The sequence below is a fragment of the Sphaerospermopsis aphanizomenoides BCCUSP55 genome, from assembly GCF_001586785.1.
Lineage (GTDB): Bacteria > Cyanobacteriota > Cyanobacteriia > Cyanobacteriales > Nostocaceae > Sphaerospermopsis_A > Sphaerospermopsis_A aphanizomenoides_A.
In genome coordinates this window covers 33,563-46,534 of the sequence record NZ_LUFH02000008.1, presented here as the reverse complement: position 1 = coordinate 46,534, position 12,972 = coordinate 33,563, and the positions used below count along the sequence as shown (strand labels likewise).

The 12,972-nt window shown below is 34.2% G+C and carries 9 protein-coding genes and 1 pseudogene; 5 read left to right on the top strand and 5 right to left on the bottom strand.

Annotated features, from left to right (window positions below; genetic code table 11):
* The first annotated feature begins 189 nt into the window (after positions 1 to 189).
* Positions 190 to 1,722 (top strand): S-layer homology domain-containing protein, encoded by a 1,533-nt coding sequence (locus tag A0J48_RS03525; RefSeq protein WP_200320380.1) that lies wholly within the window; start codon positions 190 to 192, stop codon positions 1,720 to 1,722.
* Positions 1,719 to 2,102 carry an S-adenosylmethionine decarboxylase family protein gene (locus tag A0J48_RS26730; RefSeq protein WP_325078365.1) on the top strand — a complete coding sequence of 128 codons (384 nt, stop codon included), beginning with the start codon at positions 1,719 to 1,721 and terminating at the stop codon, positions 2,100 to 2,102. Before A0J48_RS03525 ends, A0J48_RS26730 begins: the two co-directional genes overlap by 4 nt.
* Positions 2,103 to 2,251: 149 nt before the next feature.
* Here A0J48_RS26730 and A0J48_RS03515 read toward each other — a convergent pair whose 3' ends face one another.
* The 5 genes and pseudogenes from A0J48_RS03515 to A0J48_RS26725 form a co-directional block, all read right to left on the bottom strand.
* Complete coding sequence (locus tag A0J48_RS03515; RefSeq protein ID WP_200320379.1) at positions 2,252 to 3,121, bottom strand: DUF350 domain-containing protein; 870 nt, start codon at positions 3,119 to 3,121, stop codon at positions 2,252 to 2,254.
* A gap of 12 nt (positions 3,122 to 3,133) precedes the next feature.
* Positions 3,134 to 4,186, bottom strand: a complete 1,053-nt coding sequence (locus A0J48_RS03510) for a lipid II:glycine glycyltransferase FemX (RefSeq protein ID WP_200320377.1) — start codon at positions 4,184 to 4,186, stop codon at positions 3,134 to 3,136.
* On the bottom strand, positions 4,183 to 5,628 hold the full coding sequence (locus A0J48_RS03505) for a spermine/spermidine synthase domain-containing protein (RefSeq protein ID WP_200320375.1): 1,446 nt from the start codon (positions 5,626 to 5,628) through the stop codon (positions 4,183 to 4,185). Before A0J48_RS03505 ends, A0J48_RS03510 begins: the two co-directional genes overlap by 4 nt.
* A gap of 7 nt (positions 5,629 to 5,635) precedes the next feature.
* Entirely contained in the window at positions 5,636 to 6,286 is a 651-nt protein-coding gene (locus tag A0J48_RS03500; RefSeq protein WP_200320373.1) for a DUF4178 domain-containing protein, read from the bottom strand.
* Positions 6,287 to 6,469: 183 nt separating this feature from the next.
* A pseudogene (locus A0J48_RS26725) lies at positions 6,470 to 6,586 on the bottom strand (mechanosensitive ion channel family protein); the annotation flags it as partial.
* Between the two features lie 96 nt (positions 6,587 to 6,682).
* Here A0J48_RS26725 and A0J48_RS03495 point away from each other — a divergent pair.
* From A0J48_RS03495 to A0J48_RS03485, 3 genes are all read left to right on the top strand, one after another.
* Complete coding sequence (locus A0J48_RS03495) at positions 6,683 to 7,600, top strand: histone deacetylase family protein (protein WP_200320371.1); 918 nt, start codon at positions 6,683 to 6,685, stop codon at positions 7,598 to 7,600.
* A 61-nt stretch (positions 7,601 to 7,661) separates the two neighbouring features.
* Complete coding sequence (locus A0J48_RS03490; protein ID WP_200320369.1) at positions 7,662 to 11,984, top strand: AAA domain-containing protein; 4,323 nt, start codon at positions 7,662 to 7,664, stop codon at positions 11,982 to 11,984.
* Positions 11,965 to 12,813, top strand: a complete 849-nt coding sequence (locus tag A0J48_RS03485; protein ID WP_200320367.1) for a hypothetical protein — start codon at positions 11,965 to 11,967, stop codon at positions 12,811 to 12,813. Before A0J48_RS03490 ends, A0J48_RS03485 begins: the two co-directional genes overlap by 20 nt.
* Positions 12,814 to 12,972: the final 159 nt, after the last annotated feature.

The following is a 12,972-nucleotide window of genomic DNA, read 5'->3' as shown; positions in this document are numbered from 1 at the left end:
TTAAGATTCCTAAATTATTATTTCTTTATATTAATCCTCCTAGGATTCTAGACAAAACATTAGGGAAAAAGCTATATATGGCGTACACTATCACCTGTAAGTTTCACCTAGATCAAAACCGGAATATTTTAAGTAACTTGTTATATACTTAACATTCTAGGTGTATAAGTACGGTGTGAGATAAATACCATGATTTTAAGTAGATTAACACATTTTAAGAAAGTTGTTATTGCTGTAGTTTCTGTCATAGCGTTGTCACCAACAGATTCTACTTTGGCAGCATCAGATTTATTTGCTACAGTCGCATCAACATCTCATGGTGAGAATAAGCAGCTTTTAGCACAAAACCCTACTTCTGAAGCAGTAGACACAGATAGTACAACAACTATTGAAGGGGAAACTGTAACTACAACTACTACTTCTGTAAAAAGGGAAAAATCAGGATTTACTCTCTATATTTGGCAACCTGGAGGGACAATTTCGGAAGTAATTGCCCGTATTTCTATCAAAGGTAAGCATGGTGATAAATATTATCAAGAAAGATTTTTAGGTGATTACAAATATAAAATTAAACAGAAAGCTAAGTTTGTTAATGGTTTTAAATTGGGCGATCGCATCGTGGTCAGGTTATATGATAATAAAAACCGTTTGATTGGCTACACAGAATTTGCGTGCTTGCCCGAACATACAGCAGTAAACTTAGTTTTATCCGCCAACCCAACAGAATATCAAGTAGTTCGTGTTTTTTATGGAACTGATAACAATGAAGATAGCATTGTTGACAGAGATGCTACCATTGCCTACGACTACTTTACAGAACTGAAAAATCAAAAAGTTACCTTTCTCGAAAGTTCAGAAAATATCAACATTACTCAGTACCAAGCCGCAGGTTTTTCCAACGTGGCCAAAACCAGTGTTTATCCTGCATCTTTCAGCGAGGGAGATTTTGCTTTAGCAGGTAAAACCATCAGCATCACGGATGCTAAATTAGCAAAAGCTTTAACCGCTAATCCTGGTAGTTTGGTAGAATTGACTCAACTGAGCAAAGACTCTACATTTCCACTGAATCAGTTATTGAGTAAATATCGTTCTGTAGGAGTAGCGAAGGGTATTCAAGTTACATTTTCTGATATTTCCAAAGACTACTGGGCTAAAGATTATATTGCTGAATTGGCCGCAATGGAAATAATTGATGGTTATCCCGACGGTACATTTCGTCCTAACGCCCCAGTCACACGCGCCCAATTAGCGGCATTGTTGCAAAAGACCTTTATTAAAAGTAAAATTAGAAATGCGATCGCATTTCGAGATGTTCCTAAAGATTATTGGGCTTATGATGCTATCCGCGAAACTTACGAAATGGGCTTTTTTACCATCCTCAACAGCAAAAACTTCAATCCCTCACAAAAACTCACCCGTTTAGATGTTTTAATCACATTAGCAAAAGGATTGAATTATAAATTTACTGGTTCAACAAAAGATATTTTATCTATTTATAGTGATGCCTCCAGTATTAGAAGCGAACATCGAGATTTTATCGCCGCACTTACACAAAATGGCGTAATTGTCAATTATCCTAATATCAAATTGCTGAATGGTAAAAAGACTGCCACAAGAGCAGAAGTTTGTGCGTTATTATACAGAGCTATGGTAAGTGCTGGTGAAGCTGCTGATTTCGCTTCCAAATATACCATTCAGCCTGTTATAAAAGGTGACAGGTGACAGGTGACAGTGAGGGAATAGTGATTAAGTCACATCATTTCTCTGCAATATTACCAGTTTCTCAGACTGTTTTTAATTGGCAAAAAACAGATTTTATAGAAGTGTTAAAAAACGCTGCCAATACCGCTGGACTAACTGTAGTGGGTGAAGTGAGTTTTGCATTTCAACCCCAGGGAGTATCAGCAGTTATTTTATTAGCAGAATCTCACATAGCATTACACTTTTGGCCAGAGGAAAGTAAAGTGACAATTGATATTCATATATGCGATTATCAAAAAGATAATTTAGTAAAAGCACAACTTTTGACACAAATACTCACACAAGAAATGAGTAGTTGTGAATATCTGAATAATTGGCATTATTTCGCTATTAGTGGGTAGAAAAATTTAGATTAAAACTTAGGACTTATCCCAAATTAATATGAAGCTATGCTGCGGCAACTTGGCATCAAACCATTGCAGTAAGCACCATTAGTCTCACCCTTACACCCCTACACCCCTACACCCTTACACCCCTACACTCCTATTTCTTAAAAACACCAAGCAATTAAAAAAGAAGCCGCAATATAAGCAAAAGCTTCGATTAAACCTGCACCCACGTTAGGTATTTCTTGATTCACAATTTCCTCAGAAATTTTTACCCCAGGGACTAAAATTAAATCAGCTAACCAACGAATTCCTACTAAAGAAATCAAGCAAAATATTAGAATCAAACCATATTGAGTAAAACTAACCAGCCAATTTGTAAACTCTGCGTTAAATGCCACTCTCACAATATTACCAGTGGCAATTAATAGACCTGCTAAAGCTACACCTGCGGCGGGGTTATTGCGTTTTTCTATTTCCGCAAATACATTATATTTAGTCACACGCGGATATAGAGAACTGACTAGTACAAGTACAAATAACCCTATTAACCAACACACAAAACTCACCAACCAACCACCAGTTTCACCAGCTAAAGCCGAATTTAAAATTAAGCCATTAGCAATGTGGTTTCCTGCTTCTACATTCGCTGCACCAAGATTGCGGTCTTGAATAATTTCACGTTCACAATTGAATTGACGTAAAATAAATTTATCTCCTACCCATGCACCAGCTAACATGAATATAATTACTGTTGCACCATAGGTAACTAAATTAATAGCTTTATCTTGCCAATTAACTGCGCTTTGTCCTAAAACCCCACCCAAAGCAATCACAATACCGAAATAATACCCTACTAAAGCAATAGCAACAGCAGGATTATCTTTGACAAATAATTCTAAATTTAATTCTAAACCTCTGCGAAATAACTTTTGATAAGCAAATTGTCCTACCCAAAATAAAGCAAAACCAACTACTAATTCTATAAAAATCATACCTGCTTGATTGAAAAAGTTCATGATAATTTCATTCATTTTTACCACCTGCTATTTATCCCTTGCTAATCTTTGAAACAAGCTAATTAATGTATCTGCTAATTGGTCATAAAAGAAATAATCATGAGCGCCAATAGTTTTTATATATGAACCGCCAAACTGACTTTTAAATTGAGAAAATTTTGCATAACTATGATTAGGGTTATGGGTAAAACCATAGAAATCATAAACTTGACAACCACGAAGTTTTGCCCTTTGGATAGCTTGCCAATGTAAGCCATAATTTGCCATCACTTGTTTATGTAAGAAGCTACTACCACCATATAAATAAGTTGCAGTATGACCACAATATACTACTAAAATAGCTGCTAGTATTTCTCCATTCCAAGTAGCTAAACCAATTTCTGCCATATTTTCAGCAAATAAAGTTTGGCAAAGATTGATGAAAAAGCCGTAGGGTTCACCAAAAAACTTTTGACGTTCTACAGTTTCCCAAAATAAATCATAGAATAAAGGTATAGTTTGGGAATCATTACTAAATTCTATTTTCACTCTATAACGTTGACTAAGACGAATGTTGTAGCGCCCTTTTGGTTTCATAGATGCAAAAATTTGCTCTATATTTGGGCGTAAATCAATTAATAAAGTTTCACAAGGTAATAAATCAGCAGGTGCGCGAACAAAACTTTTTAAGTAATCAGGCTTTTCTGTCCATAGTGGTTCAATGCGGAGTGCGATCGCTCCCTGTTCTCGTGCTAAAATTTCCCCTGTATTTAACAGTAATTGCATTCCTAGTTCTGATTCCATTTCTAGTAAAATAGGGCCACCAGGAGCAATTAACAAGTTCGCTTTATTGGTATGGGGATATAAATAATAAATACACCCACCTACCAATTCATCATTTAAAAATAATCCATAGCGAAAGGTTTTATAACCTTCTAATTCCTTAAAATCAGCCCAAACTGTAGTTTGCATAAAGCAACCATGCGGTGTAGCCTTCACTAGCAAATTCCAAGCCGTAGTTTCGGAAGCTTTTAATTCTCTGACAGTTAAGGACGAATTTTTTTTACCTACTTTATTGGGGAGATAATTATTAATATTCATCGCTGACCATTTCGCATCCTATTGATGATGTTAAATAACCAATAACCACCTAAGCAAGTGAATATAAAACCGATTAATTTTCCATCTCCAGTATCATCACTGGAACTAGAACTGCTGCTACTACCATAATATGAGCCTTTAGCAAATACTGAATCTGGTGCGACTAAATTAGCCATTAATAAGGTTATAGATAACAACGCCATAAATTCAACCATTTTAGGATTTAATGTTCCTAACGGCTGATTAGAGTTAATTTTATCAGCTAAATTTTTTAATTCTCTAGCAATTTGTGGTGGTAATTCCTGCGCTCTAGCTAGTAAACTAGTCAGTAACTTTTGAACGTCTATTTCTGATAATAATTCTTGCAGATGGACTAACCAAGATGTGGTCATCTTAGAGTCATGGTAGGGATGGCGTACTGGTAAAAATTGATTGATATCTGGTGAGTCTTTTTCTGTTTCAGGAGTAGCATAAATATTTTCTATCCAAAACTTAGCTACTGATTCTAAATCAAGTGAACTAATAGATTCTATATTGGCGTTTACCTGTTCATTAATATCTAAAAAATCCAAATATTCATTAGTGCTTAAATCTAAATTTTCTGTTTGGGTGGGATAATTCAACAAATAGTAAAATAACTGTTCATTTTCCAGAGTATGAATAGTTACTTGATGACGAGATGCTGCTATTGTTTCCTCAAATATAAAGGCTGACAATAACTTTTCTCGGTTTAAATAATTTAAATGATTGGGAAAGTGAATATGTTGAATTTCTTCTCTCAAAATTTCTTGTGATGATGCCAAAAGGAAACCCCAATTACCATAACCATGTCCACGAAATGAGGGAATTTCAAGTTGTAAGGGTTTAGTGAATAAATTTATTGATAATAACGTTTGATATAAACACCAAAAAGCTGGATTATTCTGATTCGGTGAAACACCATTCACAGCAATTATTCCAGAGTTCATTAAAACACGATTAACTTCTTGAAACCATTCCTGACTATAAATTTTCGCTTCTTCAGCAGAATTGGGACAGGTAAAATCGCAAATTACTATATGATAAAAATCATCAGCCAATTCTCTAACAAATCCAAAAGCTTCTTGAATGTAGACAGTAACTTTCTCTTGTTCTAAACTGCCTAAATTATAAGGTTTAAATACTGTATTAGCTAATTCAATAACTTGTGGATTATAATCTACCAAATCTATACTTTTAACCTGCTCAAAACGTAGTACATCCCTAGCAGCTAATCCATCACCACCACCACAAATTAAAACCCGCAAATCTGTATCAGGAAATCTTTGTATTGCCAAAGATATGGCAGGAATTACTAGATGTTCATGATAAATTGCTTCATCAGCACTATCAAACTGCAAATCTCCATTGATATAAAAGGCAATACCATCATCATAATTTTCAGTAAATAAAGAAGTAGACATATAAACTTTACCCAAATAACATTAATAATATGCCAATTGACAAAAATGCAAGTGCAATTATCATCTCAATAATTAAGCCAGGAGCAAAATTCCAAAGCCGACGTTGTGAACCGACACCTTTTTGAATTTTGTTAAAATCTTGAAGTTGTACCTTTTTAGTTGAATAAATATCTAATTGTAGATTAGGCAAAGCTTCTATTGCTAAATTGATTAAATGCTCTTTATCCCAATAATCCCAAGTTATTCGAGATTTTACTTTTCCTTGAGAATCATAATCACCCTCAGTTTGTGACTCAAAATAATAGGATTTATAAAAAAGTTTCAATTCAGGATAGGGAGTATTTAATGCTTGCATTTCTTGCCATAATCTAGTTAATGGAATTAACTCTTCTTTAGAGTCTGGCAAATATAAAGTCACATTTTCTAACTGGTTAGAAATATACCAAGCTACAGAATTTTCTTCTTCGTTAGGGTCATGTTCTCGCAATAGGTAATATTCTGAACCACCTGATGATACTAACAACCATTCATCTGTTTGATATCCTTGGGGGTCTTGATAGGTGCTGTAATCTTTTATATCCCAGTCCACACCAGAATATCTCACGCGATCGCCTGGACGCAAGGCATGAAGTTGAGTTTCAATATCAACTGTATACATACAAGTTTAACCATGAGTAACTGTAACTTTCAGAACCTGCTTGAGAGATACATCACTATATAATCTATTTCTAGTTTTTCCTAAAAAATTTTAAAATCTATTTACATAACTGAACTATAGTCGTTTTTAATGTATAATTAACTACATAAAACACCATGAACTACAAAAAGACTAAGTATTAATTCATCTATTGTGCATATAAACATCTCGAACAGGAAAGGGAATTTGAATTCCTTCTTGTTGATAGCGTGTATGTAATTTTTTCACCAATAAATGTTTACCAATGCGCTGATCAAAAAATATCTACTCAAAAAATATCTGATACATTATAATTAAAAAAATACTTATTTACAGTCATTATTGAGCTAAAAAATATCGGTGTAACTCGCCTAAGCAATGGATTTACCAATTATTTATCATCCAGATTATGTTGCTCCTTTACCACCAGGACATCGCTTTCCCATGTCCAAATTCCGACAACTGTATGAATTGCTGTTAGCAGACAAGGTAGCACATCCAGAACAATTTCACATTCCCGAACGTCCACCACAAGAATTAATTGAGTTAGTCCACACACCCAATTATGTGCAAGCTTACTGCGAAGGAAAATTAGAACCAAAAGCACAGCGACGCATTGGTTTACCTTGGAGTCCAGCTTTAGTAAATCGTACCTGTGTTGCAGTAGGTGGAACAATATTAACTGCAAAATTAGCAATCAATCAAGGTTTAGCTTGTAATACTGCTGGTGGAACTCATCATGCTTTTCCTGATTATGGTTCAGGCTTTTGTATCTTTAATGATTTAGCAATTGCATCTCGCGTCATGCAAAAATTAGGACTTGCTAAAAAGATCCTAATTGTGGATTTAGATGTCCACCAAGGAGATGGAACAGCCTTGATTTTTCAAAATGACAACAGCGTTTTCACATTTTCTATGCACTGCGAAATTAACTTTCCAGGGACAAAACAAAAAAGTGATTTAGATGTACCATTACCAATAGGCATGGAAGACGATACTTACTTACAAACCTTAGCTAATTATCTACCAGATTTATTATCAGAAATTAAACCAGATATAGTATTTTATGACGCTGGAGTAGACGCGCACATAGACGATAAACTAGGCAAACTAGCATTAACAGACACAGGCATTTTTCGCCGAGAGATGCAAGTTTTAACCACCTGTGTCAGCGCAGGTTATCCCGTAGCTTGCGTCATTGGTGGAGGTTATGCAGACGATATGAAATCCCTCGTTTGGAGACATTCTCTATTACACCGAGCAGCCAGTCAAACCTACCACCAATTTCATCTTTAACTCTCAAAATTAATCACAACTCTCTCTGCGCCTCTGCGTGAGCAAAAAATCAGGAGTATCCATGCCAACTTTAACAAAAAAACAAAACTCAGAAACCTGGGGATATACCTTAATAAATTCTACAATTGATACTTTAATTAGGCATTTTGAAGGACAAGAAGCAGTTAAATTTTATCCTGATTTTCGGGAAAGAAAAGAACGCGCTCACGAATTAATTTTTGAATGTGTAGGTAAACAACCTTGTCTATTTTATATTCGTCGTCAAGGTGCGGCAAAAGAAAAAGGAGAAGAAATTTGGGATTTAACAATAGCTACAGATGAAAGTGAATTTCCATTACCAAAAAGACTCAAAGAACTAAATAAAACTCTAGGATTTAGAGCCGCAGTCAAAAAAAATGGCTCTAGCGGGTTAAAAATTCTCTCAGCTTATTTATTACAACCCTCACGGGGACAAGTTGATGCTTATGCTTTAGCATTGCCCTTGCAATTAGTTCCAAATCATCATTATCCTATTGATATTTCTCCCAAATTATTGGCACAAATAGCCAAAATGCCAATATGCGGTAATCATGTACCGACAGAAGATCAATTACAAGCATGGAAAGCATTTTTAAAAGTAGAAGAAAGAATTGCTAAAGCTAGACAATTTTGTGTATATTGTAGCAATTATAAATATAGTAAAAATAAAAAAGAAATTTCCTTTGAAATTAATATCAACTCAGCGACCCTTGATGGTTCAGAAGAGAACTTTTTAGAAATAGAGAACTTTTGGGAAAGAGTAAAACAGGCAAAAAATCAAGATATCAAATTTTCTGATTCTATTCCCACGGAAAAAAATCGGCGCAGTAGTCGTCAATTAGGAACTATTGAAAAAATTGATCCAAAACATAATCTTATAAATATCCGAATAGATCGAGATTTAGTTGAATATATAGAAACAGGAAATTATCAACTACCAAAAACAGGATATTTATTTTTTGATGCTGCTGGTGATATCAAACAGATTGAACGTAAAGAAAAAGCCTTAGAACATTTAAGACAAGGACGCACACAGAATCCCTATTTAGGTGATTTCCTATTTGACGCTTCCCAAGCTAGACCTATACAAAAAACTGTCAAACTTAAAGCCCAAGATTTGTTATTATCTTCTGCAAATTCAGGTCAAAAAGCATCTGTTGAGAAGGTACTTGCAGCCCAAGATTTAGTTTTAATTCAAGGACCACCAGGAACAGGTAAAACTACCGTAATTGCGGAAATTTGCTATCAAATTGCTTTACGAGGTGGACGCACATTAATTACTTCGCAAGCTAATTTAGCAGTTGATAACGCTTTAAGTAGGTTAGTTCATAACCCAGTTATTCGTGCAGTACGCAAAGGAAAAGCCGAAAAAGTTGGGGAAGAAGGACAAGCATTTTTAGAAGACCAAGTAATAGATAGATGGCTGGAAAATACCGCTACAGATTGCGAAAATAACCTTACTCAACGACAAGCAAATATTCAAATTCTGAGTCAATTATTAGTATCTAAACAAAGATTTGCTGAATACCTGCAAGCTGAAATTGAATTTAATCAACAACAAGCTGAATTAAAAAAAGAACAGAAAAATTTAGATACAATTTACAAAAGTCAAGAATCAGCTTACAATGAGTCATTAACTAAAAAATCTGAAATTGAATCCTTAAGCAAGGGTTTAGATAAACTGTTAAAATCTCAAGCAAATGTCAACTGGGATGCTTCAGAAATTAAAGAATTTTTACCACTTTTACAACCATATCAAGAAGCAAATCCTCAAGTAGAAAATTTCCGGGAAAATGTACGTCAAGCTATCAAATATACAGATTTACTTGGTTTTGTGCGTCCTGCGCGTGGTGCATTTGGTTTAGCAGTTTGGTTACGTGAAAATATAGCAATTGAGATTTCTGAGTTTAAACCCGCGTTGAATTATGCACATGATGCGACTATAGCTATGTCAGAATTAGCTACATTAGTAGATATTTTCAAACAAAGTTCTACATATTTACATCAATTACAAACAGAGTATCAGCAATCTTTGAATCACGGACAAAACCTGCAACCAACTATTAAAATGTGGGAAAACCGCAAAAGAGAAATTGATTATATTATTGAAGCAGTTAAAGAATGGAAAGTTACAGCTTCTGCTCATCTATATCAAGTTGTAAAAGATTGTCAACAATCTGATTTACAACTAACAGATAATATGCTAAATCTACCACTAGGTTTAGTGATGTTTGCTAATAATTTAAAATTACCACTCGTACCCAAAAATTATCAAATTAAACTACCAGAATGGGAGCAACTATTAAAAGCACTCGCTTATGAAATAGAAGGAAAATTTACTGACAGACGAGGTAAGCTGCACAATTTTAGTTATTTCTTACAACAAAATTTTAGTCAAATTCCCATAGTCTTGTCAAAAAGTGATCGCACCAAATGGCAAGAAATCTATCAACAATTTGAAGATTATCAATTACTCACATCTAAACAGCGGAAATCTCTAGTTGAAAACACCCAAACTTTTTTGATGCAACTGCAAAAAAACTATAGCAAATCCTATGAGTTTAACAACCTTGACTCTACTTTAACTCGAATTACCCAAGAATTACTAGATATTATTTTAGCAAATGCCCGTCAATGTGTTTCAAAAATTAAAACTGAAGCTGAACAACAACTTAATATTCTCCAAAAACAACAACAACAGTTAGATAAAATCCCCAAAAATGATATTACTCAAGACAAGATTCTAGAAATACAATCTCAAGTAGAAAAAGCCAGTCAAGACGCTAATTCTCAACTTGCCAAAGTTGTAGAAATATTGGAATTACTGCATAAACAATCAAAAATACCTGCCCAATTATTTAATTTAATACAACAAGATCTAACAAAACAATCAAATATTTGGGAAAATCATCCAGAATTCTCAGAACAAGTTAAAATCTGGGCAGATTGTATTCTACAACTAGAAACTTTAATTCCCTCATTAGAACCTTTTGCTGTTTTAGAGATGATTAAAGAATCTCTCAATGAGCAACTATCCAACCTCAAAAAAGAAACAAAATCTGCTTTACAGAAACTTAAAAAAATACAAACTAAGATAAATGAATTAGAGCAGCAATTACAACTACAAATACCTGATAATTTAATTCAAGAGCGCAAGTGGTGGGAAGTGACATGGCAAGAAATACCTGATAAATTCAAGCCGCAAATTTCAGAAAATGATTTACTAAATCTAGGAAATTTAAATATATTTAAAAATCAATTTGATATTTGGCAACAACAACTGCAAAACGAAGAAAATTATCTTCATAAATATCAAAACTTTGTCCAAGATTGGATTACAAAACTACGTCAACCTTCAGAACGTGATAGCAAAGATTTAAGACAAATTTATTTAGATAATGCTAACGTTGTCGGTATCACCTGTGTTCAAGCAGCAAATTACAATTTTTCCGAAGAATTTAAATCTTTTGATGTAGTCATTATTGATGAAGTTAGTAAATGTACACCACCAGAATTACTAATACCAGCTTTGAAGGGTAAAAAATTAGTCATGGTAGGAGACCACAAACAATTACCACCCATGCTCGATACTAGCACAGTGGAAGAAGTTGTAGAAACAATGGGTCATACCAAAGAAGAAATGCAATTTTTAGAAGAATCATTATTTAAAAGTCAATTTGAAACTGCTGATTCTAGCATTAAACAAATGCTCAATACTCAATATCGAATGCACCCCAACATCATGGGAGCAATCAATCAATTTTATGATGGTAAATTAGAATGTGGTATTTTAGAAGCTGATACTAAACGCGCTCATTATCTAGCAGGGGAAATCATTAAACCAGAACATCATTTAATTTGGGTAAAAACGCCCAGAGAAAATGTATTTCAAGAAGAACGTTTGGGGACTTCATTTTTTAATCTTAAAGAAATTGATGTCATAGAAAGAATATGTCAGCAATTTGAAAATGCTTGGAGTTCTAAAGTTGCTAATGGTGAACCAAAAAAGGAAATAGCTGTCATTACATTTTATGGCGCTCAATTGAGAAAAATTGATGAGCGTTTACAATCTCACCTTTTCCCCTCTTTGCAAATTAGAACAGGTACAGTTGACAGATTTCAAGGCATGGAAAGACCAGCTGTAATTGTCAGTATGGTGCGTAATAATCCTCAAGGAGATGTGGGATTTGCTAAAAAACCAGAACGGGTAAATGTGGCTTTTTCACGCGCTCAAGAATTGCTAGTAATTGTCGGTTGTCACGATTTATTTACTAGTAAACCCGGTGTAGTTGGTGGTATGTACACAGAAGTTGCAAATATTGTTAATCGTCATGGAGGTTTTGTTGATGTTTCATACTTCAGTTAATAGACCTATTGATAATCAACTCAAAAATATAGTTAAAAAAATCGAAACGGACAATCCTAATTTCTCAGTTTTAGCCGCCCGTCAATTTCGCTATAGTTTACGTCAAAATACTGTAGAATTAACTATCAAAGAACCACGTCAGTTTAACGTGCTTGAGGAATTTATCATTCGTGCCGGAATTGAATTTAATCCTCCACCAACAGCCGATGAATTAGCATCTGTACTTGGGCTAGATTCTGTGTTTGTCAAAAGTACAATTTCTAATCTTCAGACATTACAAACTTTGGTGGTAAAATCACCCATTACAGTAACTGAAGAAGGACGTTTATTTTATGAGCGAGGAACAGTACCTCAGCCACCTTATACAATTCAAATTTATGCTACTTCTGACTCTTTAGATGGAAAAATATATTTTCAATCTGAATCTTTAAATGATAATGCTTCAAGCAATTTACCAGATTTAGCAACATTTGTAAATTTGGAATCTAAAAATCAACAAATTTCTTCTTTATCACTGGAAAACATTCAACAAATGATTCAGGATTCAGGTTTGACAATTCATGTACCGGAAGCAGGAAAATTAGTGACTGCTTTTAAAGTAATACCACCAACTCAAACATTTTGGAAAACAATATCCCTATTTGTAATATTTAATGCGAAGGAAGATAAGTTAAATATTCAAATTCGCAGGAAAAATCTAACTTTAGACACAGCATCAAATCTGCTAAATTACCTATTTAATGAAGGTAGAATTTACTTAGAATCATTATTTGATTTATCAGCAGAAACCATAAATTTTGCCACAGAAGCAATCCGAAAAAATTCGTAATTTGTAAATTCTCAGTTGTTAGTGGTAACAGGCATTAGATAACATATTATTCACCCCATAACTCCATCACCCCAGCCCCGCTGCTCCCCAATTCCAATTCCTGATGCAAAAAATCGTCTAATTCGATACAATTTATGGAAATAAGGAGAGCCGAGGAGA

Bases quoted from the DNA above. Each gene is read 5' to 3' on its own strand.
- A0J48_RS03525 (WP_200320380.1), top strand. From the start codon at position 190: ATGATTTTAAGTAGATTAACACATTTTAAGAAAGTTGTTATTGCTGTA.
- A0J48_RS03500 (WP_200320373.1), bottom strand. From the start codon at position 6,286: ATGTATACAGTTGATATTGAAACTCAACTTCATGCCTTGCGTCCAGGC.
- A0J48_RS03495 (WP_200320371.1), top strand. From the start codon at position 6,683: ATGGATTTACCAATTATTTATCATCCAGATTATGTTGCTCCTTTACCA.
- A0J48_RS03485 (WP_200320367.1), top strand. From the start codon at position 11,965: ATGTTTCATACTTCAGTTAATAGACCTATTGATAATCAACTCAAAAAT.
- A0J48_RS03515 (WP_200320379.1), bottom strand. From the start codon at position 3,121: ATGAATGAAATTATCATGAACTTTTTCAATCAAGCAGGTATGATTTTT.
- A0J48_RS03490 (WP_200320369.1), top strand. From the start codon at position 7,662: ATGCCAACTTTAACAAAAAAACAAAACTCAGAAACCTGGGGATATACC.
- A0J48_RS03505 (WP_200320375.1), bottom strand. From the start codon at position 5,628: ATGTCTACTTCTTTATTTACTGAAAATTATGATGATGGTATTGCCTTT.
- A0J48_RS03510 (WP_200320377.1), bottom strand. From the start codon at position 4,186: ATGAATATTAATAATTATCTCCCCAATAAAGTAGGTAAAAAAAATTCG.